Raw genomic sequence first — 24,339 nt, 5'->3', positions numbered from 1 at the left:
TTATTATTGTTTGCCGAGTTTATCAATGGCAGCTTGTGCCTGTGCTTTATATTTCTCAGCCGTTGCTGTGACGGAAGCATTGTCTTTGATGATATCGTTCACATAATCCCCGAAAGGGTACCCTGTGTAGGCATCATCCAGCAAGATACGGCCCGTTCCAGCGATGTGCTCTCGGATAATGGCGATATCTTTCTCGTCGGTATAACGACTCTCCAGATAATCCTGACCTGGATACTCTTCAATCTGCGGGATGTCGAAGGTCTCTTCATAGATTTGGTAGACGATCTTTGGATCCTCCACACCTTTTGGAATGAATTTCGCCGATGCTGCGTTGTTTGCATACGTTACCTCTTTGCTGCCCTGTGGTCCATTGGGAATTGGTACAACGCCGACAGCAAAAGTGAGATCGCCCAACTGCCATTCAGCAGCAGTGAACAGGGCTACGTCTCCATCCTTAAAGGTATTGCTCTCCTCCCAGTTGGTTTTGTCGCCGGTTTTGACCTTCACGACATTCTCCACGTTATACAGCCGTTTAACGAATTCGGTTGCTTCAATCGTTTTCGGATCGGATAATCCTTCCTTGCTATTTGCATCATCCACGATGGTTCCACCATTGGCAGCGGTAAAATGGCGAACGACATCAAGGGCCCAGCCAGAAAATCCGTATACATCTGGTTTGCCGTCATTATTGGTATCTTTGGTTGCCTGTTTGGCGAGTTCCATGAATTTGTCCCAATCCCATTCGCCTTGGTTATACAGCTCTTGCGGATCAGGCAAGGATAATTTTTTGAACAAGTCACGGTTATAGTGAAGTCCCAGACCAATGCTGGTTGGCGATTCGAAGGCGTATTCGTTGCCTGCAATGGCAGGAAATTTAGTAATCAGGTTTGCCTCTTGATTGATGTTGTTCTCAGGTGTTGTGAATTCGGAGAGGGGCAACAATTGCCCTTTGAGGATAGCCGGTAGTGCGGATTTGTATTCCATCTGAACGATGTCAGCAAATGGCTCGCCGGCCAGCGCAGACGTGGTGAATTTGTTCATGTATTCTTCGAAAGGTACGTTGACGAACTCCAGTTTTACGTTGTATTTCTTCTCGACCTCTGCAATCTTATCGAGTCTGGCCTTATCGGAGGCCGTCTCTCCCGCCGGTTTCAGATCCCACCAGGCCGCAACCTTGATGACACGTCCACCCAGATCAGGTACATTTGCCACAGCTTCTTCCACTACGTCCTCTTTCTCTGTTTCAGCGACTTCGGTGCTGTTACCTGAGTTCGTTGTTCCCTGTGTTTCGCTTCCCGTCTGCGTTGTCCCCCCACCACTGCAAGCGGATACAAAAAGCAAAACGGCCAATAACATCAGAGGTAGAACATTCCATCTTCTAATCATGTTTTTAACAACCTCCCCGAATGTGTATACCAATCATGGTTCACCCTAAATCGCTAACCCCACTCAGTAACCAATCGAAAATAAACAACCACCACCATTTGTTATTTTCTCGTTTGTTTTTGACAAACAAAATTTAACACAGCAAAATGTAAGCGTCAACATTTTTATTGTTAACATTTTCTATTTATTCTGATAAAATGCTGATAGTACTATTAATCTCCTGTATTAAAGCTTACTCACCACCCTCATTCCTAAGTGCACCTCCTTAAAATCATGACTACAAATTTATTTATTTTGTTATTTTTAAATAATAACAAAATAATAATTTTGTAGACAAAATTCGTCATTCTATCTGAAAATGTACTTACCGTCACGTTGAACGTGTGTCCTAAAATGCTGTGCTTCTCTAACAATTTGAATTCTCTGTCCGTTATTAGATTAAGAGAAATACATCATGCTATACTAGAATCAGTTGGATAACGCTCCAAACAAGGAATACGGCAGAATTACGAGTGTAAGGATGGTATGATGAAAACGAAGGTAACAATTCAGGAGATTGCACATTTTACAGGTTTGTCGAAATTCGCGGTGTCACGAGCTTTGTCTGGAAAATCGGGAGTCAGCGATCAGACGAGGGATGTCATTCTCAAGGCCGCTGGCAAACTTGGGTATTTCAAAGATAACAGCCTCTTGTCTGGTGAACTGTCTCACAGCAGTGAATCACATGAATCGAAAAACACACGTTCAAGCGGTACCATCTTGATTTTGTTTCCCAATGTTCGGTACCAAAATCAAGACTCCGTATACTGGGGACCCGTCTTTAACGGAATTTCTTCCAAGCTGAACCAAAAAGGGATTAATATTCTGACCTTGACGGAACCATCTGCAGACCAGCTGTTTACCCTGCTCAATCCGGATGCCATTCGTGGAATCATTACCGTTGGCTCGATCTCGACCCCGATTCTGCTTGAAATCAAGCGGCTCAGTATTCCGGTTGTCATGGTCGATCATCTGGACCCTGTTTTTCACAGTGATAGCATATTCACCGATAACTTTGCATCCATGCGAGAGATCATGCTCTATTTGCTCCGTAAGGGCTTCAAGACTTTCCAGTTCGTTGGAAATATCGGGGATGCTCAGAGTTTCTATGAACGCTGGATTGCATACACTTCCGTACTTATGGGCCATGGGATGGAAATAAGTCAGATTCCCGAGCTGAGTAATCAGGCGTTGGATGAATTCCGCCAGACGTTCACTTCGGTAATCCATGAGGATAATCTGCCTGAGGTGTTTGTATGCGCGAATGACTTTTATGGGCTATATACCATAGAAGCCCTTGAGAGTATGGGGATTCGTGTACCCGATCAGTGCGTTGTCACGGGATTTGATAATCTATACGACAATATCCCATTACTGGCTACAGTCAATGTGAACAAGGAATTGCTCGGTGCGCGTGCAGTGGATCAGATGTTATGGCGTATAGCAAATCCAGAAAGCAACGTCGAGAAAAAATTAATTCTTGCTGACGTCATTATCCGTGAACAGTTCGGCAGGCATAGCGGATAAAAGCAGAATATATGGTAACGAATATGTGTGAATATACATATTGAAGCATGCATGGGATAAAGCTTATGTCCACACAGAACAGCACGCCAAACACCCCTTTAACCGTATTCGACCGGCTATAGGGGTATTTGCATTGTTGTATGTTGTGTAATTGTACTACGTATCTGTGCGCACATCATCCCACTCCTGATCCAGATAACAGATCAGCCAGTTCAAAGCACGGTGACGTTCATAAGCCACTCCACCATTCAAGCCAGCGGGAGGTGTTTTTTCTTTGACACGACTATCCACACACACCCAGTTATACCGGTAGATCAGATCTGCTTCATCCACAATCTCGCTCTTGTTACGCAGAGATGCATCGGAGAGAAAGTCGGCAAAGCTGTCCTTCTGTTGCAAATAACCGACATCCTTCCCTACGTTGCACAACTCCGTTGGTGCACCCAATTCCTCGACATAACCCAGCGCCCACAACATCACGTGGTAAGCTTCATATCCCCAAGAGAAGGCGATGATCTCCTGCTGTTCTGCTCCGTTTTGTTCGATAAACCTCTTCTCTACGGGTGAAAAAAAGGATTCCGCCTCATACTTGTCGATCACTTCCTGAACCAGAGCTGCGGTATCATCCGCGCTTTCACCTGCTCCCAGACACTCTCCTTTAAGCGCGGCAAGACACAAGGCAACCGCACGGCGCCCGACTTCCTCTTTACTCCGAATGGTGGCGTGCTCTTCTCCAGCCCTTGCAGGCAAGTTCGCATTATACGGAATGCCTTGTTCCGTCAACAATTGCTCTGAACGCACTTTACGTTGAATGCCAGATTCCGACTGGGGTCTGTTCCCGTCAAGAAAATTGGTGTGCGCAGTCACCGTGTAGTCCTCTACCTCTGACTCTCCATTCACATCCAGCAATAACTGGCCTTGTGCATTCAGCAGAGATCCACCTCCCCAGAAGATCACAGCATCCAGAGCATCAGCCAGTTGCAATAACTCGCCGAAGAATTCCTCCGAAATATCCTCTTCCGTCTCAATACCAACCACCATATTGAGGGTGGAACATTTGATTAATACCTTTTCCTGAAGCGAAGCATTGCGGCCTTCAATCTGACTCAAAAATCCAAGCATTCCCTGAATCATTGTCGTAAATTCCTCAGGATGTGTCTGGCTGGTCATGATATTGAAGCCTTTGATTTTTTTACTGAGCCATTTCTTCTGAGTCACTTGAATATGGGTCTTGTCTTCCCGGCGGTTAATCTTGCCCTCAGGATAAATGGATTGAATCAATTCAAACAGCTGATCCAGGTCAAACTGAGAGCTGTATATCGCACAATTTCTCATGAAGTCCACCCTCTTTTCTGACTAATCCTTGTATGGATCGAATTCGTTCCCTCCGGCCATGGCGACACCAACGGGACGCAGCACATGGTTGATTTTCAGCGTATTCGCATGTGCGTTCAGTACGTCTTGCAGTTTCTTATACACAAATGGACTTTCGTCTGTGCCCGCTCCCCGCAGTTCAACGCCGTAAGCGCGAATCGCCTCATGCATCTGTGCTTCGCTAATCTCACCGCCCATGCGTGTGCGCAGCTTGTAATTCATTTTGCCAGCCGCCTGGGTTCGGCTCATCGTGCGCCCTGCCCCATGTACGGTACTGCGGAATGACTCGGTATTCTCCTCGCTGTGAATCCCCTCCACAATTACCGAGATATCCCCCATACTGCCTCCCACAAAACCGAGTTGACCGGGTGCGAGCGGCGTTGCGCCTTTGCGAACCACGACGACCTCTTCACCCATGTGCTGTTCCTTCCAGGCAAAATTGTGATGGTTATGTACCGCGTATTCAGCGCTTGCGCCGAGAATTCCGAGCACCTGTTCAATGACATAATCACGTCCTGCATAGGCGTATCGGCCTGCCAAAGTCATTCCATCCCAATACATATCACCCATTTCACTGTTCAAGTCAAACAACGTAGGCGGTTGGTCCATGGATTCGCCCGGCGCTTTGCCACTGAACTGACGCCCTGCGGCCAGGTTAAGGAAACCACTCGCCACTTTGTGACCGAACCCGCGGCTGCCAAAATGATTCGCGATCCAGACCTTTCCCGTTGCCTCTTCTACAAAAATATCCACGAAATGATTACCACTGCCTACGGTCCCGAGTTGGTTGCGTGCGAGTGTCTTCAGCTTATGTTGTAATCCCGGTTCAATGGTATCAAACAGCTTCCAGCTCGCGTCGTCGAACAGTTCATGATCCACGGGTGTTGGATTGTTACGACCCACGCCGAAAGATATGGTCGAATTGATGTCATCCATGATCGTACCCATCTGATCCCGAATATCATCCCACATCAGATTGGTGCGCACAGCCTTGTTGCCACAGGCAATGTCATATCCGACACCTGACGGACTGATCATATTTCGATAAGCGACCACACCACCGATGGGTTGCGAGTAACCTTTGTGATGGTCGGCCATCAGAGCCACACCCAATACATCTCCATATTGCGAGCAAATCACCGCCTGACTTACGGCGTTCTCCAGCGGCTCCCCCCAGACTTTAATGTTATCTACGATACGCATGATTGTGTTAACCTCCTATGTATGATTTGATTAGTTTAACAGAGATCAACGTGGCCATTTAAAGATGCTTCCGGTAACCCTGCACCTTCTCATCCCTGAAACCCAGTTTCTCATAAAATATATGCGCCTCCTTACGTTGATCGCCAGACACCAGAATCATGTAACCACAACCCAGATCTTTCGCGATCCGCTCAATCTGGAGCATTAATCTCTGCCCAATGCCCTGCCTGCGTACCTGGTCCGATACAATTACATTCTCCACAACCATGAACGGTTTACATGGACCTACCAGATCCATACACTCAATCCCCATAACGGAACCAACCAGTTTACCATTGTAAAATGCCCCAAGCACATGATAATGACCGTTCTGCTGTATGTATTGGAACATCTTTTTCATCTGTTGCTCATGGGTAGGCACTCCCATCAACTCATCATACAGTTTGCTTAAAGCCGACAGATCCTGTAGTTCAATAGCTTTGATCGTAACCATACAACATCCCCCTGACGTTCTCTCTAATTTGGTATTCTATCTTCTATTTTAAACGAGGTCTTTCTTGAAATAATAATGTTGATGCCCTGTTGGTGCATTCTCGATCGTTGTGATCAATTGGTAACCATGCTTCTTGTAAAATTCCGGTGCTTGATAGGAGAAGGTGTTCAATTTGACAAAATCACAAGATTTCTCTCGGGCAATTCGCTCAACTTCAAGCAACAACTGTGAACCATATCCCCGATGCCGTTGTTCAGATTCTACCCAAAGAATGTCAACCTCCAGCCAGTTCCAGCAAAGCGTACTAAGCACACCTGCAACAATCTCACCGTTCTCATTTTTAATATTGAAATTCAATTCTTCGTAACGATGCCTTAATTCCCCGCTCACATGCGTAGCATTAAATGCAATAAGTTGCTGGCGAACATACTCTGAATCCTCTGAAGTGCTTGGGTTAATATTTCCTTTCAACATCTCCTATCAGCTCCTTTTATCTCAGCAGTTTATAATTTAGAATAATGTAGTTTAATCCCGATAACAGCGTAACTCCTGCCGCTAGCCACAATAAAATCATATCAACCCGTACATCCGACAGCAAACTGAACGGGACATGATTCAATAAGACAGCGATGATGGCCGCCACCTGCAATACCATTTTGATTTTCCCATATTGATCGGCAGCAAGAGCGATGCCCTGCTCTGTGGCTACCATTCGTAAAGCAGTAATCACAATTTCACGGCCTATAATGATTACAGCAATCCATGAACTGATCATATCCTCCTGAACCATCATGATCAGCGCCGCTGCAATCAACAATTTGTCCGCTAGTGGATCAAGCAGCTTGCCCAGATTCGTAATTTGATTATATTTTCTAGCCACATATCCATCCAGTTTATCCGTGCCTGCCGCTATGGCAAATATAAATAGAGCAGTTATCATACTTTGTTGATTCAGAAAAGAAATCATAAACAATGGAATCAACAAGATTCTAGCCAACGTGATTTGATTTGCCAAATTCATTAGATTTCTCCACTCCTCACTTCCATGGTAGCTTACTGATCTTTTTTCCATTTACTTATTCGGGTCCAGTCTCTATACACATTTCGACCCAGTTCCATGATCATCCTTTTTTTCCATGTATCCTTGCACGTAGAAAAGAAAAATGGCAGCCTGTATTCATACAGCTGCCCATTAATTAGCCTATTTTGCTATGTCACTTACTCCTGACCTCATTCTACAAAGCTTCCTTAATCACCCGTTTATAGTACCACACAGACAATAGACCAAAGATCGAATATAACAAGGTATACACAATCATGACAATAACCGTAGGTGTCGCCAGTTCCGTACCAAAGAAAAACCAACCTGATTTTACGGCAAAGTAACTATGACTCAGTCCCACCACAAGCGGAATACCGAAGTTGAACAATTGCTTGATCTGAATGCCACGCAACAGATTGCCTTGCGTAAATCCGAGCTTTCGCAGAATGGTATAATTGCCCTTCTCCTCTTCACTCTCATTCATTTGTTTAAAGTACAGGATACATCCTGATGTAATTAAGAACGTCAAACCAAGAAAACCAACAATGAACATAATCAGACCCATATTGGACCGTTGGTTATTTCTGAATTCGATCTGTGAGAAGCTGGGAGCCTTCAATTGCAGATCTGCAAAAATCGCATACGCATTCTCTTCGTGACTGGGATCTGTAATTTGTACACCGTAATAATCCGTCGCTTCCCCCACCTGAATGCTCGAATCCAGATCCTGGGCAAGCTCCGCGTAAACCGATTCATCCACAACTGCTACAGGCGTACCTTTGGTGTAATACACGGGAAGAACCCCCTGTTTGGTGGTGCCAATCAATTGCTGGTCAATCGTTTTTTTCAACCCATGTAGCACAATGGGACCCTCACCCCGAATGGAGAAGAATTGCTGAACTACATTGCCGTATCCCATGAAAATGACTTCTCCTGGTTTCAGATCGATGTTATCTACCATCCTGTCACTCACTACACTGCTGAACAACAGCTCCCCCACCGTCATGTCATCCATTACTTCATGTGCATCAATTTCAATATAAATAGGTTCTCTATGCTTCTCTTCATATGGAATTTGATTGTTATCCAGCTCTGCTACAAAACGATTTTTCACATTCGCTTGAGCAAAAGAGAAATCCTCTGGCAAGCTTTCCCTAGCCTGAGCCTCTGCCGAATAATACGAAATGTAACTAAGTGACAGCATGCCAATCGCAAGTGCAGACACGGTTGTAATAATCGTGAGAAGCAATGCATTAGACTTCATGCGGAACATGATTGAAGATAACGATAACACCTCATGAATGGATAGGTAGCCGTTTTTGCTTTTGCGAACCAGATTAAAGATAAAACTGACTGACCCCTTGTAGAACAGGTATGTCCCCAGTATGACCGAGAACAGAATCAGGATCATCGTATACATCAACTGCTGCATATCCATTGCCTCACCACTGAACAACCGTGCAGACACGAAGTATCCATACACGATCAGGGCAATGCCCAAGACGCCAACGATCATCTGTCCAAACGACATCTTCTGCACCTGCTGCTCCGAGGTGGCCGATACCCGAAAGAGCGAGAGTATATTCTGGCGCTTGATAAAGATATAATTCATCAGCATGATGAGCAGATACATGATCGTAAAGACAATCACCGTTTGCAGCAGTGCCATCGGAGAGAAGTACAGTTTGGTTATCGCATCCACACCGAGAATTTTGAACAATATCATTAAGACCAGCTTGGATGCAAGAAACCCGATCATCACACCAATGGCCATGGAGCCAAAATAAAGGATACTGTTCTCTGCGCTCAAAATGCCAAAAATTCTGCCCTTCGTCAGTCCGATCAATTGAAATAATCCAATTTCTTTGCTGCGCCGCTTGATAAAAATGGTATTGGCATATAACAGAAAAATACCGACAATACCGATTAACAATACCGAAGACGCGCCTATCGCCGCCGCACCTTTCGTTGAAGCAGCTACCTCATCCATCGAAGGATCATACTGTAACGTCACAAAGGAAAAATACAAAGCTACACTGAACACAAGCGCAAATACATAGAGATAATAATTCTTCAGATTTTTCCTAAGATTGCGGAGGATGATATAGTTCAAGCTCATTGCTGTACACCACCCAGCACGCCCTGAGTTTTGATAATGTCGTTGAAGAATGATTGCCGGGACTCGTCTCCTTTATTCAGCTGGGTGTAGATCTGACCGTCTCGAATGAAGATCACTCTGCTGCAATAGCTTGCAGCAACCGGATCATGGGTAACCATAATAATGGTCGCCTTTCGTGTGCTGTTCATATCACTTAACTTGCCGAGCAGATCCGAAGCGGATTTGGAATCCAACGCTCCTGTCGGTTCATCCGCAAAAATGATACTCGGCTCGTGGACAAAGGCTCGTGCTGCCGAAGTCCGTTGCTTCTGACCCCCCGAGATCTCAGATGGATACTTGTCTTTTAATTCGTAGATCCCCAGTTCACGGGCAATCTGTTCAAACTTCCGATGTGCCTCCTGCTTTGGTATGCCCGTGATCGAGAGCGGCAATAATACGTTTTCCTTCACCGTAAGGGTATCCAGCAGATTATATTCCTGAAAAATAAAGCCCAGATGATGCTTGCGAAATTCAGCCAACTGTTTTTCCTTCATTCCGGTAAATTCCTTGCCTTCAATATCAATCGTGCCCTGGCTCACCCGATCGATGGAGGAAAGCACATTAAGCAGCGTCGTTTTACCTGAACCCGAAGGCCCCATAATACCGACAAACTCTCCCTTGCTTACCCCGAGATCAATTCCTTTCAGCACTTCCTGTTTATTTAATTTGTTACCATAGACTTTATGAATTTTTTTGGCTTCCAGTATCCACATATCCCACTCACTCCTCTTTGATCTTCTGCATAATGCTCATGTTTATATCATAGGCGGGATGTGCAGTGTTATCGTGCGATTCACCGAACAAAACCAAAAAGCATGTGACATTGTTGTCACACGCCTGCAAGATGCACCATGTCGTTTTTTCGCGGAAACGTAAGTGTAACCGTTGTGCCCTCCCCAGGAGAAGACTCTACATGAATGCTCATATGAAGGGTTTGGACCACCTGTCGGACCAGATACAGCCCCATCCCGGTCGCCGCTCCATCCATTCTGCCCCGGGAAGACGTAAACCCTTTATCAAATATACGCGGCAGATCCTGAGCCTCAATCCCTCGCCCGTGATCCTGAATCCGGAGTAGGATGTGTCCATCCTGTTCCCGACTTTCAATGAGGATGTCCGATGAATCGCTATATTTCACCGCATTACTCAACAACTGCCGGAGGATGAAACCTAACCATTTGCTGTCTGTGAGCACGCTCGATACCATTAAAGACACATCAAAGCCAATGCCCCTGGATATGCACCATGATCTCAGTGCTCGGATCTCGCTATTTAATACCGGTTCTAATTCCGTCTTTTCGATGAACAGATCATTATGCATGAACGGAATACGCTTCTGATGAAGCTGCTGATCCAGCAACTGATGAATTCGTAACCATTCATATGTCATTTGGCTCTGTAACTTGTCATCTGGCAAACGCTCAATCATCAGTTGCAACGCAGTCAGTGGAGTCTTCACTTCATGAATCCAGGACAACATCTCGTCCTTCTCCTGTTCCAGGGCGATAAAATGATGTGACGACTCCTTACGATACCGCTGTGTCTGAGCACTGACGGCCTCGTGTACGATCTGCTCATACGGACTATCGGCGATATCGAGTTCTCCCAGATCATAAGTTTGATCCCAGGTACTCAATTTTGCATAGAAACGAGTCTCTTTCAGGTATCTCGCCCAGATAAAAACAAGACAGACCACCACATTCAGGACTACGATATACACCACAGATTGGAATGGAATGGACGAGTCCATGTAAGCCACCAATAAAATAATAAGCTGTATGCTCACCAGTAACCATAACCAACTAGCCCTTTCTCGTATGTACTTTCCGATCATGCTTCCGCCTCTTCCGTCGCCATGTACCCCTGACCTACTTTGGTTTCAATGTACTGCTCCAAACCCATGGGTTCAAGCTTCTTTCGTAACCGATTAACGTTAACCGTCAGCGTATTGTCACTCACGAAATGCTCATGATCCCATAAGCTCCGAATGAGATCCTCACGGGTAACAATCTGATTTTTGTGCTCAATCAGCACTTTAAGAATGAACATCTCATTTTTGGTTAACAGGACAGTTTCATCCCCACAGGTCAACGTATTTTTCACATATTCAATAGCCGCACCGCGCCAAGTCCGAAGTTCAATATGCTCTGTATTATAGTTGTACACCCTCCGCAGAGTCGCCTGAATCTTAGCTATCAACACATCGAAGTGAAAAGGCTTCTGGATAAAATCGTCTGCACCCAAGTGCATGGACATGACCATATCCGCAGGATGATCCCGTGAGGACAAAAAGATAATCGGCACATTGGAGTGCGAACGAATGATCCGGCACCAATGAAACCCGTCATATTGGGGTAACTGAATATCAATAATGACCAATTGCGGCTGAATTAAGCTGTACTCCTGCAATACCCTGCCAAAGTCCTGCACACCATACACGTCATACGACCATTGGGACAAGCGTTGCTTAATTTCACTGAATAACGATTCATCGTCTTCAATGAGCATAATTTTAAACAATAGACTTCACCACGTTTCTGATCTTCTACGGTCCACTAAGGTAAGGGCAATTAGACTCCGTTACTGTCGAGACGTCACCGTCACTCTTACGAATCATTCTTCCGATCGCTGATTCCAGTGTACAGGGAAGTTGGGCTTATATCAAAAGGTATCCATACTTCGTAAAAAACGAGACAAAACACTATGCATATTAGCTCTCAGTAGTTTCCCCCTAATCTTACGAGTTTTTCTTTCTCCACAACGTGGCCCACAGAAAAGGTACACCAAAATACGGTTCATGCTGCTCCATCGCCTTCATCGCACGGAACTGGGCACACTCGAAACCATCTTCCAGCATGTAGCGAAGTTTCTCCTCCGTGAATGCTAGACCACCTCGCATCGACTTCTCTTGATACACTTGCCAGTCATTCATAACAATCTCCGGCCCACCAATATCGCCAAATCCAGGAGCGAAACAGGTCATTCCAAAATATCCTTCCGGCCGGAGTGCATTGTGGATCATTTCTATGTAGGGAATGCGCTGATGAGGTAACAGATGGTGCAGACAACCCGAGTCGTAGACAAGGTCATATTCTTGCTCTGGAGCCAGTTCAAACACGGAGCCACACTCAAAGTTCACGTCCAGTTGTTCTTCTGCTGCCCTCTCCTTAGCCCAGGCAATCGCTGTCTCGGAAAGATCATAAGCATCCACCTGATATCCTTCGCGCGTTAAATACAGCGAATTTCTGCCCGGACCACAACCCAATTCCAGTGCTTTACCGCCTGTCAGCACACCTGCATTCACATGAGCTACCAGATTCTCATCCGGTTTGTTTGGGAAAAAGGGAATGGGTCTGTTCCGATCCTCATAGAATGGCTCCCAGAATTGCTTGGCAGATCTGAAGTCCGCATCGAGCATATCATACAGATCCTGTACACTTTTAATCGTCTTTTCCACAACCACATTCCTCCTTAAATTTTCCATCCTCACCTTCATATCCGACTGTTCATTTCTCGTAATTCTCATTAAATTCGCCACACTCTATTATAACATTTATACCCATTAATACTCTATTTTTCTTGCGTTTTTCTACTCCAAAACATAAGCTTTTTCCCAACAAAAAAACGACCGACATGGATGTCGATCGCTTAAAAAGCTTAGCGCTTTTGAGTTGTTATTCATTTTGCCCGTTCCAAGACTGCGAAGTAATTCCCTTCGTTATCAGCAAAGTTGAAAACACGCCCGGTTGGCATCTCGACAATCTCTCCAACCGTTACATGTTTGCCAGACAAATCGGCATATAATTGACCCAGATTTTCGGTGAAGAACATTAACGAAGGTGTGCCGAGATTTACACCCGCCGACATCCGTTCGACGAACTCTTTGTCATGGAGAATAATACTCGTCTGCGAATCTGGGGTAGGCGCAATCTCAATCCATCTCATGCCCTCATCAAGGTTTACTTCATCCACAATGTGGAAACCTGCGACTCCGGTCCAAAAAGCCAGGGATTCATCTTGATTATTGACATACAACATAATCTGGCCAACTTTGCTAAACATGGATCATTCACTCCTCTGATCATCTAATCTCTCAACATCCTGCTTATCATTCCTCAAATTCCAATAGAGTATAACATGCATGACGGATTTTATTGTCCTCTTTATTTCACAGTACACATCACACTTATTGTGCAGCTTTTAACTCCTTCGTCAGATAAAGCACAACATCGTCGTCTATAATCGTTTCTTCACCCGGCTGAATGTAATGATCATGCTTGTGTACACCGTGACCGTCCGGTATGTATCCGCGATGGGCATATAAAACTTGTGCTTTGCCATAATCTGAAAATACGCCTACACCAATACCTGCTACATCCGTTCGCTCCGAAATAACTTCCTCTGCGCGGTCCATCAACCGTGAACCAATACCTTGGCGTTGGAACTTGATCAGCACATTGAAATCGTTAATTTCGGGAATGCCTTGTTCCCTGAAAGACGGGTATTTGGAATGCCACAATACATTCACGTATCCGGCAAATTCTCCGTTCAACTCGGCTACCAAGGTTACACGGTCCCCATTCTGTTGTTCAGCCAAGTAATGAAGATACTGCTCAGCGTATCTCCCCCACCCCTGCTCCTGAAACGCCTTGGAAATGATGACAGGATCGCTTTCATTTAATAGTCTGATATGTACAGTCATTAATCAATTCTCCCTAATAAGATATTTTGCCTAACTATATTCCCAATCGATCTCGAAGCGATGTGATATGAGCAACATGGTGTTTGCCATGCCAAGCATACATGCCCAGATTATAATCCAGTCTCGTGGTTTCTTGCGATGAGGGATGATAGAATTGTTTGGCATAATCTGCATCTGTTAATGCGTTTAACAGAAACACCCAACGACGATGAAGTGCATCCAGAATCTGAAGCGAGAACTCAACATCCAGGTCCCTTGAATCACTCAGTTCAGCCCAACGCTCTTCATAATACGGTCGAATCGTAGGTGTATCCTCTGTCAGTGCCAATTTGAAACGAATCATACTGTTCATATGGCTGTCTGCCATGTGGTGAATGACCTGTTTGAGCATCCATCCACCTTCTCGATACGGCAGACTTAATTGCTCTTCACTCAGTCCCTTTACCGCTTCTCGCGCGCGTTCAGGTAGCTCAGCAATGTCCTGAATCCACTTCTCCCGCTGTGCCAAAGTAACTTCACCCGTGTGTACAAATGGTCCTATCGGAAATCTTACATCCATTCATTCTTCCTCCTTGAATGTTGATTCAAAATAACGTTTAACCTTATCTAAGGAGCATATTCCATGAGCCAGCAGTCTCTCATCTGTCCTTCGTGCTGCTCATGTTTCTCCAACAGCTTAATCCTTTGGAAACCACATTTCTCATAACAGAATATCGCTCGCAAGTTCCAGGCTTGAGGGTCCATAACCACTTTACAGGCTTGTTGTTCATTAATCAGATAAGCCAGCATGGATTGCACCAGCAATGTCCCGATGCCTTTATTCCAGTAGCCTACCTCACCAATAAACTGATCCGTTCCATAGATGATCCCATCCGTGTCTCCATAACCATACTCCGTTCGTTCTTCTTCCTCAAGCTTATAGAACTGAATGTATCCAATCGGATTTCTTCCATACTCTACGATACAACGGGTAGCATCATCATCCTGATTGTAAAAATGTTCTCTAACCAGATAAAGATCATGCGGCCGATCACGGCCTTCATAGTATTGAAGAATCTCCGGGTCAGTCAGCCACTTTACCAGATGGTGTTCATCTTTTTCATCTAGTAAACGTACCGTAATCTCATTCCATTCATAGATTGGCATCACTCTGCATACTCCTTAATGATTTCAAGAGGATTTCCCGAGACCCAGCTCAGGTCCTTGCCCAACACACTTTCCTCATGAACATAATAGATCATAGGTTGCTTAATTGGTTCTGCTTTCTCACCCAAAGGATGAATGGTAAAACGCATCTTGTACGTGCTCGCTGCATCAGGTATGGAGTATCCTGAAAATTCGGTCATTGCCGTGGATGACTGCCTCTCTAACGCTTGACGAAGAACCTCTTCCGTTGCACCCGTGCTGCCAACCGAAGCAGGTTGAATAAATCGGCTGTCCTCTTTATCACTAAAAGTTATTGAACCCCAGCCAGGCACAACGGGATATACCGTATGCTGTCCCTTATCTTCTTTTCTTCGTATTATGGTTAATTGCACCTCGTACTCCTCCGCAGCTGTCTGCCGAATCGTGCCCTTTAAGCTAACATCCTGCGCTGTAACGCTTGGATTCAGATTATTATATATAATGAAGACCGCCACAGTAACAACCGCAATGCCTGTTAGCCAACATATCGTACTTCTACGCATGTATTTACCCCCAAGATTAACCGTAAGTCTGGAGCAATTCGCTCTCCATTAGTGCCTGTGTAAGGCTGTCCAATTCCGGAGAAGCAGACCAATCGCCATGTGTGTTCAAACCGTATTTGATCGTATGGATGACACTATGGGCTGACATGTATATATTATGGTGTACTCCCGGTTCTACAATCATGTGATCCCCTTTACCCATAACTCTTAGTTCTAGATTCCGTTCATCCGTAAAATTTGCATAAGCAATCCATCCGGATTGCACTACATAAAACTCCGTTAGATTCGTATGAAAATGACTGTTCTGCCATGCTCCACGGGAAGAAGCAACTGTTCTGCAATAATAACTGCCATCCTCTGCTAACATTTTATATTTCTGTTCTCCGTTCGCCATCTGCTCGAAGCTGGTTTTGACACCCGTCTCACCATAGTTCTGTTCTGAAAATTCTGTATCCAATTCGATTCAACTCCTTACGACTTGCCAAGCGTATTTGCGTCTAGAGATTCCACTGACAAAAAATCCCTTCACACAAAACATTCGACATAGACAAGTCGATTCTCCTGTTATATTCACGATATATCTTTTACTAAAATTTGAAACGCTTCTCTTCCAGTTTCCGTATTAAGGTCGAAGTCGTATTTATCCCCACATAGTAAACCATCTGATCTGGAGGTTGAGCGCATGTCATTTTTCAAGAAAATGTTAGCCAGTGTAGGTGTTGGAGCAGCCAAGGTCAATACGGAATTGCATACACCAGAGGTCACGCCTGGAGGGATCATCTCGGGGGTCGTGTACATTGAAGGTGGAGATGTGGAACAGAACGTAGATCGAATCTATCTTTCAATCAAAACCCATTACATACGGGAGCACGATGATCGCAAAGTAAAAGAAACAGCCGTTATAGCCAAATATTTGCTCACCGATGGTTTCACATTACAGCCTGGAGCCAAATTGGAGAAAGACTTCTCATTTGACCTGCCTGAAAACCTGCCAATTACACTGCATCGTGCAGAGGTCTGGGTAGAGACGGGCCTGGATATCTCAAGCGCCGTGGACCCCTCAGACCGGGACCGACTTCATGTTGTTCCTAGCAAAGACATGAAGACGGTGCTCGATGCGATCGATATTCTTGGCTTCAAGCTGCGTGAAGTGACCAACGACTATGCGCCGAAGCTGGGCGGAAATCTGCCATTTGTACAGGAATTTGAATTCGTACCAACAAACAAGTTCCGTGGTCATCTGGACGAGTTGGAAGTACTGTTTTATCCGATGGGCGATTCGCTCGAACTGCTGTTACAGATCGACCGCCGCGCTCGTGGGCTCAGTGGAATATTTTCCGAAGCCATGGGTACGGATGAAAGTTTTGTCCGCCTGCATCTGTATGAGAGACATCTGGCGCGCGGTGCGCATTCTGTCGCTCAAGGACTTGAAGAAGTCATTTCCAAACATATTTAGTCTGTATTCTGTATAAAAAATAAAACCGTCCTCTATCAGACAAATCTGATGAAGGACGGTTTTGAATTTTCCAGGAAATCAGGCATTTTTTGTGGTGCTGCGAAGGCAGCGTAAGGACATGAGGCAGACATGGTGTTTATGCGGACACGCCTTCAGGAACGCTGTGTCCAGCGCTGCATTCCAGATCGAAGACCGTAATAAGCAGCGGCGAGCAAAATGAACCCGGCAAAAGCCATGATCATGGTTGTTGTATCCCATCGAACAATAGTTCCAAAAGCAACCTGGGTTTGCAATGGCGTACCGGATGAAGCAGTGTTCATTAGATCAGGTACATAATTCTTGGTCATAATCATACCTTGAACGACATTCCATGCTACAAAACCGATGATGAATAACAAGGTAACCAGGGCGGATTCCATTGCTAATCTTTTGTTCATGTGTGTCATTACGCCTCCTCTTCCCATTCAATTAGACAAGAAGTGCTGCATCTCCTTTTTCAGAAGATCTTTGTTGGCATCCACATACTGATACAGCAAGTCGAAGCTTTCTTCGTTATCCGATTGCATACTTAGATTCGCGGCTTCCAATTCGATCTCCTGCAATACCTCATGAATCTGTTCCCCGTGTGTTTGCAGACTTGTCGTGATATCATCTTCGGACAGGCCATTCACATTATCTCGTAATTGCCCGTGCGTTATGCCGCTTTCGGACAACATCTGCTCAATCTTCTTCAGGATCACAGCATCTGCTTCATTGCCGATCCGCTCCATCGCTGCTATTGTCTCAACCAGATACTGCCCGCTGGCATTCTCAAGGAACCCGGTCATGCCGTTCATGGACAGCTCGGTATCCAGATCGATGATCAGAATGATATCTTGCAGCACTTGCGGAAGTTCGGGGCCACTGTCTCGAATCGTCCCAAATTCAGCCCGATAAAGGTCCATGGCAATACCCCCTACCACCTCTTCACCTGACATCTCTTCAAGTTGATCGAGTGGTAACAACTCCTGCAGTTCTTCTTGCAACTTGTTCATCTCTCTCTGCCTCCTGTATCTCTCTGTCTATATAGTTTAAACGACTTCTTTTACACTGGACCACTACGTGGTCAGAATAAACTTCCGATCGCTGTTATCCCCAGATTTTTTCATTCCCTTTATTAAAGGGGAAAATCCGGTGATAAAGGCGAAGTGTATGCTTCCGAAGCAGCTTTCTTGCAGAAAGCTTTTAGCTCCGCTTCTTCAGTTTTTTTCTGTCCTCTCCGTTATCGTGTAAATTTCAAGCTTAACTACGCCGACACGTTATTACATCATAGCAGAATACGCTATACAAGTTGAATGTATAGAAAATGGTTTGTGCAACCTGTTATCAAATTTACAGGGAATATCGTCTAGTTAACGTGCACTTGACCTGTGGAAAATGTTTCGCTGTTATGATCTTGGCATCACGAGTCTTGGGAGGGGTATTGATGCGCCTGGCCTTGTTCACAGACACCTATCTTCCGGAAACCAATGGTGTTGCTGGCACGCTCCACCGCTTGAGTAACCATCTGAACCGCAGAAGAATTGAACATCTGCTGTTTACTCCGAACTCCGTTATTGAAGGAAGTCATGAGACTCAAGTCAGATCGGTTGCCAACATTCCTTTTTTTCTGTACCCCGAATGCCGCATTGCACTCCCCAACAAAGCAGACACGCACAAGCAGCTACAAGCCTTTCAGCCAGATCTGCTGCATATCGCCACGCCTTTTAATATGGGGCTGCTTGGTCTGAGGTATGCACTCAAGCATCATACTCCCCATGTGATCTCCTACCACACCCACTTCGATCGTTATCTCGAATACTACCGGTTGAAAAGCATGATTCCGTTCTACTGGAAATACATCCAATGGTTCCACCGTGCCTGTGATGCCACACTTACGCCATCGCAGGAAACGTTAAACACATTGCAAACCCAAGGCATTCAGCGTCTGAAGCTCTGGTCCCGCGGAATTGATTGCAACCTGTACTCCCCTGATAAACGCAGCTCGGATATCCGTGAACGCTACCACATCACCGCTCCCCTGATTCTACTCTACGTTGGACGCATTGCCCCGGAAAAAGATATCGCCACGCTCACCACTACCATGCAACAGTTACCCCAGGAAATGCAGTCCCGTGTACACTGGATTATTGTTGGTGACGGCCCCTCTCTCCCCAAAATGCGTCTGCAATCCCCTCCAAATGTCACCTTTACAGGGTATATGCATGGGGAAGACCTTGCTGTTATGTATGCTTCCGCAGATCTGTTTGTGTTTCCTTCCGCTACAGAAACATTTGGTAATGTCGTGCTGGAAGCGATGGCTTCAGGGCTCCCTGTTGTAGCTGCTAATGCCGGGGGTGTAAAGGATCTGGTAGCCCATCACCGTAATGGTGTATTATTTGAGCCAGGTCAGGCTGAGGCACTGATTCGGGAGATATGTCTCTGGGGGAATCATAAGAACCAATTGCAGATGATGGGACTGGAAGGCAGAAAGCTAGCTGAGCAGCGATCGTGGGAACATATTTTTGATACACTGATCGGGGATTATGAAGAGGCTATCGAACATCGGAACAGACTTACGAAAGATCGAATTATTACAGCCTAGTTTGAAGAAATCAGTTTCTTCCAACAACCCATATCTACCGGCTCTGTCTCTGCAAAGTTAAACCGGTTCGCCCATTCAGGCTGCCGCAGCATGTACACGCTGCTACGGTCAGTCTGAATAGCGGATACGCTGAACATTAAGGTGTTATACCAGAGATCAAGGTACCATTCTGATGCAGAGTTACCTTGTTCCACACATCATAGGAGGTCTGCGTTGGACGGAAGGAATAGTCGTTATTTTCGTTAAAATTGCCCCAATTATCCTTATGAATACGCAACTGGATGTCTCCCGTCTGACCACCCGCCTGCAGAGACCCTGCACCCGAAGTGAAACCAATCTCAACATAGGTATCTGCACTCGTGCCCGTAACACTTCCGATGCTGGTCGTGATGTTGGCTGCTCCGATCTGCGCCCAATCGATGACCGTATTCAGTCCCTCGGAACCATCTTTCGTAAAGTAATAACGGATCTTGAGAGCACTCAGGTTAACAGCGGAAGTACCATTGTTTTTGATATTAAAATAAGGTTTGATATGATTGTTCGTTGCATCGGTATCTGCTGCACGATATTGCAGAACCAGATCCGACGTTGGCGTCGTTGTACCCGCCTGCGGTGTCGCACTCACCTGTACCGAGCTTGGGCTGATGCCCGCGCTGTTCACGGCTTTGATTTTGTAATAGTACGTGGTTCCATTCGTCAAAGACGCATTGGTGTAGGTTGTGCCGCTCACATTCGTGGCTACATCCGTATATATTCCTCCGCTCGTTGTCGCACGCTGTACAATATAACTTGCTGCTCCGGGTGATACGCTCCAGTTCAGCACTACTTGCCCATTTCCTGGGGTAGCTGTTACACCTGTCGGTGCAGCCGGGATCGTGACAACTCCCCCGCTACCGTTATCTGGAACCGGCTGATATCCAGGGGTAATATAGATCGTATTCAATGCAGAGGTTGCCAGCGTACCGTTCGGTCCATTAACTACCGTCTGCCCCCAATCAGTCAGGGATCCTGCTGGACCATTGTTCAAATCAAGGTATTCTACACCGCCACCGTTACCGTACCAAGACCAGGCTAACCAGCCGACTCCCTTTTGCTGTGCATAGCTTAAGATTGTCGCTTCATCCACATCACCACTGGTGTGTTTGAATCCGAATTCGCCTACAATGACAGGTACGCCGATGGCCAGCGCATGATCAATGTTGCTTTTGACTGTTGCTGCATCGCCGCCTGCGTATTCATACATATGAATGGAGAAGATGGTGTTCGCCAGTGGGTCTGCGTTAAACACATCCAGCCCCCGATTGAAAATTGCTGTCGGATATTGCCCCCAACCTGCAGTATCCACGACAAGTGTATTCTTGATGCCCGCCTGACGGAGTTCAGGAATCACTTGTTGATATCCATCCGCCCATACTGCGGTCTCCCATGAACCGTACCATTCATTCGCAATGTTCACGATCACGCGATCTTCCTTGCCAATGAGGGCATCCTTGATGCTGATAAAATAATCCGAGGCTTTCCGCAATTCCGCAATACTGTCCGATCCCGTGGCATCATGTACTTCCAGCATAACGGTTAATTGGTACTGGTCGCACAGCGCCAGAATCTGCTCGACATCCGCCAGTGAATCCGCTGTCCATCGACTACCATTGGACAAGACAATGCGTACGGTATTCGAACCTGTCGCAGCAATAGCCGGAATGGCCGCTTGCAGATCATTCTTGAACCAGGTATGGGCATGATTCACCCCACGCATGACAAAAGGTGTACCTGTAGCATCCAGTAATTTGGTACCGCTTACATGAAATCCTTTGACAGGCCCGCTTGCAGCAGAAGCTGGATGAGGGGAGTACGCGATAGACACCAGCATTAATGACAGCGAGAACAGCATTGCTTTGCGAAACATGTTTCCAATACGCTTCATAACAAAACCTCCTTCTTGGGATGGGTTAAGCTATTCACACAGTATGTAGACACATAGAAGCCAAACAGATCACCGACATGGATTATCTCATCACTCACCTCCCAGACCCTTTTAATATACTATAAAATGTCATAAAACGCTGGAAGTTTTTAGATTATTTTAAAACATTTTATAGTCCCATAACCCACCACATGACTTTATGGAAACCTGACAATTTCTCGCGAATCTGTCCCACTTCAGTAATCACTGGATCAAACTTTGGATTCCCATCTATCTCATAGATGTGAAATGACCCATCCATAGGAATCTCGTGTCTAAACTTATATAAGGCTGCAACATATCTCTCACTCGAATCTCCGATAACGTAGCCACTCTTGTCTTTCTTCAGCTTGAGATCATCTACGGTGATGTCATCCAAATGCCGGATAGCCTTAAAGCCATCTGTGGCCTGAACAACAATATGTGTGCCCGATGATTGTGGAAAGAGTGCGATTACCAGACAGATCGTCAGCGATAGGGTTAGTACATATCTCCGCTTGGTTATACGAGCGTTATTGTTATCCGCTTTTTTCAATATGGTATAGATCAGGGCTGCATTCATCAGTACAATGATAGGAAACACAACTATGACCATGATTCCTGTATATGGGAACAGTTGGAACAGCACACATAACAGCAGAATCGTTGGTATCAGCAGTATTATTCCTCTGAACATTGGACTTTTCGGTCGCCGAGGTTGGGAATTCATCGTAAAGTCCTCCTCACATGAAGACGCTTACTATTAGTTTGTCGGATTAAATTCAAAGAATCTGCGGGGCACCCTTTGGCTCAAATGACATCGTTTCTTGCATTCTGTTCCATATGACCTGCGGAGTACCCTTTAGGTCTGCACCGTTCTGAACGTTGCCAATCCAGATGTCTTCTGCTCCCGGGTGTTGTAAATAGTGCCTAAGCGTCGCTTTGACGAGAATGGATGCATGCAAATCCAGCACTTCATCCAGCGGTATCCAGAATAACTCTCCTTCATCGGAGGGCACATAATGTCGATGCTTCGTCTCTCCGAAATATACAAACTGCTGCCACACCTCACCACCGCTAACCTCTAATAGAATATATCGAAGCCGAAAATATTTAATATCCGCTTGCTTGAACCCGGTCTCTTCTTCAATCTCCCGATAACTGGCGGTCATGGGTGTGTTCAGTTCTCCTTGTTCCAGATGTCCGCCGATGCCACCCCAAAATTCAAAATCAAATAATCTGCTGCCCGCCTTCTTCATCATCAGCATATCTGAGCCATTGCTTAAAAACGCTGTAGCCATCTGTCTAATCTCCATATGTTCCTCGCTTTCCAGAATATGATTATTGAAGTACTCTCCGCTTGGTGTAATTGTTATATTCAACTTATATTACTGCCTTCTACAACAACTCCTTTAGCTCCCTTAGATGTTCAATCGTATGTAAAGGGCTAATCGTGATGCTGTCCTGCCAAGGCTGATTGACCTTCATCCAGATGGTGCTCATGCCTACGCTTGCTGCTCCTTGAATATCGTTCATCGGGTGATCGCCAATGTAGATGCATTGCTCCGGGGTTAGACCAAAATGATCGAGTGCAAGCTGAAAGATGCGTGGATCAGGCTTTTTGACTCCTGCCTCTTCTGAAACAATAATATGGTCGTAATCATCCCGGATACCGAGTTGATCGATTTTCCCATACTGAATATCGGTCTGCCCATTGGTGATCAATCCAGTTCGATATTTCCCCCGCAGATGATAGACGACTTCTCGCGCCTCTTCCATTAGAACTGAACTTCTCACATATTCTCTGCCATAGAACTCCATCAGTTCTGCATGTGGCGGATGTTCTGCCCAAGGTAATTCATGCAACAGCTCGTTGAACAGGAGGGGCTTGTCCTTATAACCGTCCTGGTCGAGTTCAATGATTCGTTTGATTATATCTTCGGTTGACTCAAGGTGACCAAAATAGGTCTTAACCAAACTCTGCGTGAAACCGTCAAAGGTCATCGTTCTGTTCAAGATTGTATTGTCCAAATCAAAAATAACTGCTTTAATATGATCCATCGCTCTTCCCCCCGTTTTATCGCACTGGCACTCCGATGACAGAATAACCTTCCAACCCATCAATGTTAGCCCCTAAACTGATCAAAGAAACACCCGTTATTTTTTTTGTGTGATAATGATAGCCCGTGCACTACGTGCTATATCATTCTACATGAAAATCCACAATTGGGATATCCTTCATCCATTTTAAGAATGCTTTCTCATATCATACTTTAATCATAATATTATTCCTTCTCTAATCTTGATCGCTCATGGGTACGAAATGTTTCAGATCAGACTTCGTCTTACCTTTCTTCTGAGCTTCTTCCGAAATGCGGTGACTAAATTGGATGACATCATTATGAGCAAAATAGATATATTCTACATCAGGCTCATCCTTGAATTTGACTATGGCAAGGAATGGCGGCAGCTTGATTGACCATACGCCTTCAACGGATTCGATTTCCTCGGAAGAATAGTTCTTCTGCTCAATTAAATATTCGGTCACTCGATGAGCGTAGATCACCTTATTCATTTTTACATAGACAAAGGGCGTAGCAACTAAGATCGCTAGAGTGATCAAGATCGTCAAAGATATGACCTTTTTCCTTTTACTCACGTTGAACCCCTCCTTAGTAAAAAAAAGCAAGTACAGAATAACCTGAT

Annotated in this window: 27 protein-coding genes; 3 read left to right on the top strand and 24 right to left on the bottom strand. The window is 45.4% G+C overall.

Annotated elements, in window-relative coordinates:
* Positions 1-3: 3 nt before the first annotated feature.
* Entirely contained in the window at positions 4-1,386 is a 1,383-nt protein-coding gene (locus tag ACTHPG_RS03595) for an ABC transporter substrate-binding protein (RefSeq protein ID WP_440387774.1), read from the bottom strand.
* Positions 1,387-1,914: 528 nt separating this feature from the next.
* On the opposite strand from ACTHPG_RS03595, the gene ACTHPG_RS03590 reads away from it, so the two are divergent.
* Positions 1,915-2,952 (top strand): LacI family DNA-binding transcriptional regulator, encoded by a 1,038-nt coding sequence (locus ACTHPG_RS03590; protein ID WP_440390116.1) that lies wholly within the window; start codon positions 1,915-1,917, stop codon positions 2,950-2,952.
* Between the two features lie 156 nt (positions 2,953-3,108).
* Here ACTHPG_RS03590 and ACTHPG_RS03585 read toward each other — a convergent pair whose 3' ends face one another.
* The 16 genes from ACTHPG_RS03585 to ACTHPG_RS03510 form a co-directional block, all read right to left on the bottom strand.
* Positions 3,109-4,287: a DUF4272 domain-containing protein gene (locus ACTHPG_RS03585; RefSeq protein ID WP_440387772.1), complete on the bottom strand. Its 1,179-nt coding sequence runs from the start codon at positions 4,285-4,287 to the stop codon at positions 3,109-3,111.
* 21 nt (positions 4,288-4,308) lie between these two features.
* Complete coding sequence (locus tag ACTHPG_RS03580) at positions 4,309-5,529, bottom strand: RtcB family protein (protein WP_440387771.1); 1,221 nt, start codon at positions 5,527-5,529, stop codon at positions 4,309-4,311.
* 58 nt (positions 5,530-5,587) lie between these two features.
* Positions 5,588-6,022: a GNAT family N-acetyltransferase gene (locus ACTHPG_RS03575; protein WP_440387770.1), complete on the bottom strand. Its 435-nt coding sequence runs from the start codon at positions 6,020-6,022 to the stop codon at positions 5,588-5,590.
* Positions 6,023-6,070: 48 nt separating this feature from the next.
* The gene (locus ACTHPG_RS03570) at positions 6,071-6,496 is read right to left on the bottom strand and encodes a GNAT family N-acetyltransferase (RefSeq protein WP_440387769.1); all 426 of its coding nucleotides are present in this window, start codon (positions 6,494-6,496) and stop codon (positions 6,071-6,073) included.
* 16 nt (positions 6,497-6,512) lie between these two features.
* On the bottom strand, positions 6,513-7,043 hold the full coding sequence (gene pgsA, locus ACTHPG_RS03565; protein WP_440387768.1) for a CDP-diacylglycerol--glycerol-3-phosphate 3-phosphatidyltransferase: 531 nt from the start codon (positions 7,041-7,043) through the stop codon (positions 6,513-6,515).
* Between the two features lie 214 nt (positions 7,044-7,257).
* On the bottom strand, positions 7,258-9,183 hold the full coding sequence (locus tag ACTHPG_RS03560; protein WP_440387766.1) for an FtsX-like permease family protein: 1,926 nt from the start codon (positions 9,181-9,183) through the stop codon (positions 7,258-7,260).
* The gene (locus ACTHPG_RS03555; RefSeq protein ID WP_440387765.1) at positions 9,180-9,935 is read right to left on the bottom strand and encodes an ABC transporter ATP-binding protein; all 756 of its coding nucleotides are present in this window, start codon (positions 9,933-9,935) and stop codon (positions 9,180-9,182) included. Before ACTHPG_RS03555 ends, ACTHPG_RS03560 begins: the two co-directional genes overlap by 4 nt.
* Before the next feature lie 116 nt (positions 9,936-10,051).
* On the bottom strand, positions 10,052-11,056 hold the full coding sequence (locus ACTHPG_RS03550; protein ID WP_440387764.1) for a sensor histidine kinase: 1,005 nt from the start codon (positions 11,054-11,056) through the stop codon (positions 10,052-10,054).
* Positions 11,053-11,742: a response regulator transcription factor gene (locus ACTHPG_RS03545; protein ID WP_440387762.1), complete on the bottom strand. Its 690-nt coding sequence runs from the start codon at positions 11,740-11,742 to the stop codon at positions 11,053-11,055. The genes ACTHPG_RS03550 and ACTHPG_RS03545 overlap by 4 nt, the downstream gene beginning before the upstream one ends.
* Before the next feature lie 217 nt (positions 11,743-11,959).
* The gene (locus ACTHPG_RS03540; RefSeq protein ID WP_440387761.1) at positions 11,960-12,679 is read right to left on the bottom strand and encodes a class I SAM-dependent methyltransferase; all 720 of its coding nucleotides are present in this window, start codon (positions 12,677-12,679) and stop codon (positions 11,960-11,962) included.
* A 221-nt stretch (positions 12,680-12,900) separates the two neighbouring features.
* On the bottom strand, positions 12,901-13,284 hold the full coding sequence (locus ACTHPG_RS03535; RefSeq protein ID WP_440387759.1) for a VOC family protein: 384 nt from the start codon (positions 13,282-13,284) through the stop codon (positions 12,901-12,903).
* A 124-nt stretch (positions 13,285-13,408) separates the two neighbouring features.
* Complete coding sequence (locus tag ACTHPG_RS03530) at positions 13,409-13,924, bottom strand: GNAT family N-acetyltransferase (RefSeq protein WP_440387758.1); 516 nt, start codon at positions 13,922-13,924, stop codon at positions 13,409-13,411.
* Positions 13,925-13,958: 34 nt separating this feature from the next.
* A complete protein-coding gene (locus ACTHPG_RS03525) occupies positions 13,959-14,483 on the bottom strand; it encodes a YfiT family bacillithiol transferase (RefSeq protein ID WP_440387757.1) in 525 nt (174 codons plus the stop codon).
* Between the two features lie 47 nt (positions 14,484-14,530).
* Positions 14,531-15,070 carry a GNAT family N-acetyltransferase gene (locus ACTHPG_RS03520; protein ID WP_440390115.1) on the bottom strand — a complete coding sequence of 180 codons (540 nt, stop codon included), beginning with the start codon at positions 15,068-15,070 and terminating at the stop codon, positions 14,531-14,533.
* Entirely contained in the window at positions 15,070-15,612 is a 543-nt protein-coding gene (locus ACTHPG_RS03515; RefSeq protein ID WP_440387755.1) for a hypothetical protein, read from the bottom strand. The genes ACTHPG_RS03520 and ACTHPG_RS03515 overlap by 1 nt, the downstream gene beginning before the upstream one ends.
* Before the next feature lie 16 nt (positions 15,613-15,628).
* Positions 15,629-16,069, bottom strand: coding sequence for a cupin domain-containing protein (locus ACTHPG_RS03510; RefSeq protein ID WP_440387754.1), 441 nt, complete (start codon positions 16,067-16,069; stop codon positions 15,629-15,631).
* 225 nt (positions 16,070-16,294) lie between these two features.
* On the opposite strand from ACTHPG_RS03510, the gene ACTHPG_RS03505 reads away from it, so the two are divergent.
* Positions 16,295-17,068, top strand: a complete 774-nt coding sequence (locus tag ACTHPG_RS03505) for a sporulation protein (protein WP_440387752.1) — start codon at positions 16,295-16,297, stop codon at positions 17,066-17,068.
* Between the two features lie 152 nt (positions 17,069-17,220).
* Here the strand turns inward: ACTHPG_RS03505 and ACTHPG_RS03500 are convergent, their stop codons facing one another.
* Positions 17,221-17,505: a hypothetical protein gene (locus ACTHPG_RS03500; RefSeq protein WP_440387751.1), complete on the bottom strand. Its 285-nt coding sequence runs from the start codon at positions 17,503-17,505 to the stop codon at positions 17,221-17,223.
* Between the two features lie 27 nt (positions 17,506-17,532).
* Entirely contained in the window at positions 17,533-18,102 is a 570-nt protein-coding gene (locus ACTHPG_RS03495) for a DMP19 family protein (protein WP_440387750.1), read from the bottom strand.
* 431 nt (positions 18,103-18,533) lie between these two features.
* Between ACTHPG_RS03495 and ACTHPG_RS03490 the strand changes: the two genes are divergently transcribed.
* Positions 18,534-19,691: a glycosyltransferase family 4 protein gene (locus ACTHPG_RS03490; RefSeq protein ID WP_440387748.1), complete on the top strand. Its 1,158-nt coding sequence runs from the start codon at positions 18,534-18,536 to the stop codon at positions 19,689-19,691.
* A 136-nt stretch (positions 19,692-19,827) separates the two neighbouring features.
* Here the strand turns inward: ACTHPG_RS03490 and ACTHPG_RS03485 are convergent, their stop codons facing one another.
* The 5 genes from ACTHPG_RS03485 to ACTHPG_RS03465 form a co-directional block, all read right to left on the bottom strand.
* Positions 19,828-21,615 (bottom strand): cellulase family glycosylhydrolase, encoded by a 1,788-nt coding sequence (locus ACTHPG_RS03485; protein ID WP_440387746.1) that lies wholly within the window; start codon positions 21,613-21,615, stop codon positions 19,828-19,830.
* A gap of 169 nt (positions 21,616-21,784) precedes the next feature.
* Entirely contained in the window at positions 21,785-22,363 is a 579-nt protein-coding gene (locus ACTHPG_RS03480; RefSeq protein ID WP_440387744.1) for a hypothetical protein, read from the bottom strand.
* Between the two features lie 52 nt (positions 22,364-22,415).
* The gene (locus ACTHPG_RS03475; protein ID WP_440387742.1) at positions 22,416-23,015 is read right to left on the bottom strand and encodes an NUDIX domain-containing protein; all 600 of its coding nucleotides are present in this window, start codon (positions 23,013-23,015) and stop codon (positions 22,416-22,418) included.
* 16 nt (positions 23,016-23,031) lie between these two features.
* Complete coding sequence (locus tag ACTHPG_RS03470; protein ID WP_440387741.1) at positions 23,032-23,694, bottom strand: HAD family hydrolase; 663 nt, start codon at positions 23,692-23,694, stop codon at positions 23,032-23,034.
* A gap of 235 nt (positions 23,695-23,929) precedes the next feature.
* Positions 23,930-24,292, bottom strand: coding sequence for a DUF3139 domain-containing protein (locus ACTHPG_RS03465; protein ID WP_440387739.1), 363 nt, complete (start codon positions 24,290-24,292; stop codon positions 23,930-23,932).
* Positions 24,293-24,339 lie beyond the last annotated feature (47 nt).

This window comes from Paenibacillus sp. SAF-068, assembly GCF_051967555.1.
Taxonomy (GTDB): Bacteria; Bacillota; Bacilli; order Paenibacillales; family Paenibacillaceae; genus Paenibacillus.
The sequence above is the reverse complement of the archived record's forward strand: the minus strand, read 5'-3'. Positions and strand labels throughout refer to the sequence as shown.

What these genes read in the sequence shown, in the direction of transcription:
- ACTHPG_RS03550 (WP_440387764.1), bottom strand. Translation starts at nt 11,056, where the DNA reads ATGATCGGAAAGTACATACGAGAAAGGGCTAGTTGGTTATGGTTACTG.
- ACTHPG_RS03485 (WP_440387746.1), bottom strand. Translation starts at nt 21,615, where the DNA reads ATGAAGCGTATTGGAAACATGTTTCGCAAAGCAATGCTGTTCTCGCTG.
- pgsA (WP_440387768.1), bottom strand. Translation starts at nt 7,043, where the DNA reads ATGAATTTGGCAAATCAAATCACGTTGGCTAGAATCTTGTTGATTCCA.
- ACTHPG_RS03595 (WP_440387774.1), bottom strand. Translation starts at nt 1,386, where the DNA reads ATGATTAGAAGATGGAATGTTCTACCTCTGATGTTATTGGCCGTTTTG.
- ACTHPG_RS03560 (WP_440387766.1), bottom strand. Translation starts at nt 9,183, where the DNA reads ATGAGCTTGAACTATATCATCCTCCGCAATCTTAGGAAAAATCTGAAG.
- ACTHPG_RS03505 (WP_440387752.1), top strand. Translation starts at nt 16,295, where the DNA reads ATGTCATTTTTCAAGAAAATGTTAGCCAGTGTAGGTGTTGGAGCAGCC.
- ACTHPG_RS03580 (WP_440387771.1), bottom strand. Translation starts at nt 5,529, where the DNA reads ATGCGTATCGTAGATAACATTAAAGTCTGGGGGGAGCCGCTGGAGAAC.
- ACTHPG_RS03555 (WP_440387765.1), bottom strand. Translation starts at nt 9,935, where the DNA reads ATGTGGATACTGGAAGCCAAAAAAATTCATAAAGTCTATGGTAACAAA.
- ACTHPG_RS03490 (WP_440387748.1), top strand. Translation starts at nt 18,534, where the DNA reads ATGCGCCTGGCCTTGTTCACAGACACCTATCTTCCGGAAACCAATGGT.
- ACTHPG_RS03575 (WP_440387770.1), bottom strand. Translation starts at nt 6,022, where the DNA reads ATGGTTACGATCAAAGCTATTGAACTACAGGATCTGTCGGCTTTAAGC.
- ACTHPG_RS03470 (WP_440387741.1), bottom strand. Translation starts at nt 23,694, where the DNA reads ATGGATCATATTAAAGCAGTTATTTTTGATTTGGACAATACAATCTTG.
- ACTHPG_RS03585 (WP_440387772.1), bottom strand. Translation starts at nt 4,287, where the DNA reads ATGAGAAATTGTGCGATATACAGCTCTCAGTTTGACCTGGATCAGCTG.
- ACTHPG_RS03515 (WP_440387755.1), bottom strand. Translation starts at nt 15,612, where the DNA reads ATGCGTAGAAGTACGATATGTTGGCTAACAGGCATTGCGGTTGTTACT.
- ACTHPG_RS03530 (WP_440387758.1), bottom strand. Translation starts at nt 13,924, where the DNA reads ATGACTGTACATATCAGACTATTAAATGAAAGCGATCCTGTCATCATT.
- ACTHPG_RS03570 (WP_440387769.1), bottom strand. Translation starts at nt 6,496, where the DNA reads ATGTTGAAAGGAAATATTAACCCAAGCACTTCAGAGGATTCAGAGTAT.
- ACTHPG_RS03495 (WP_440387750.1), bottom strand. Translation starts at nt 18,102, where the DNA reads ATGAACAAGTTGCAAGAAGAACTGCAGGAGTTGTTACCACTCGATCAA.
- ACTHPG_RS03525 (WP_440387757.1), bottom strand. Translation starts at nt 14,483, where the DNA reads ATGGATGTAAGATTTCCGATAGGACCATTTGTACACACGGGTGAAGTT.
- ACTHPG_RS03480 (WP_440387744.1), bottom strand. Translation starts at nt 22,363, where the DNA reads ATGAATTCCCAACCTCGGCGACCGAAAAGTCCAATGTTCAGAGGAATA.
- ACTHPG_RS03520 (WP_440390115.1), bottom strand. Translation starts at nt 15,070, where the DNA reads ATGCCAATCTATGAATGGAATGAGATTACGGTACGTTTACTAGATGAA.
- ACTHPG_RS03535 (WP_440387759.1), bottom strand. Translation starts at nt 13,284, where the DNA reads ATGTTTAGCAAAGTTGGCCAGATTATGTTGTATGTCAATAATCAAGAT.
- ACTHPG_RS03590 (WP_440390116.1), top strand. Translation starts at nt 1,915, where the DNA reads ATGAAAACGAAGGTAACAATTCAGGAGATTGCACATTTTACAGGTTTG.
- ACTHPG_RS03500 (WP_440387751.1), bottom strand. Translation starts at nt 17,505, where the DNA reads ATGAACAAAAGATTAGCAATGGAATCCGCCCTGGTTACCTTGTTATTC.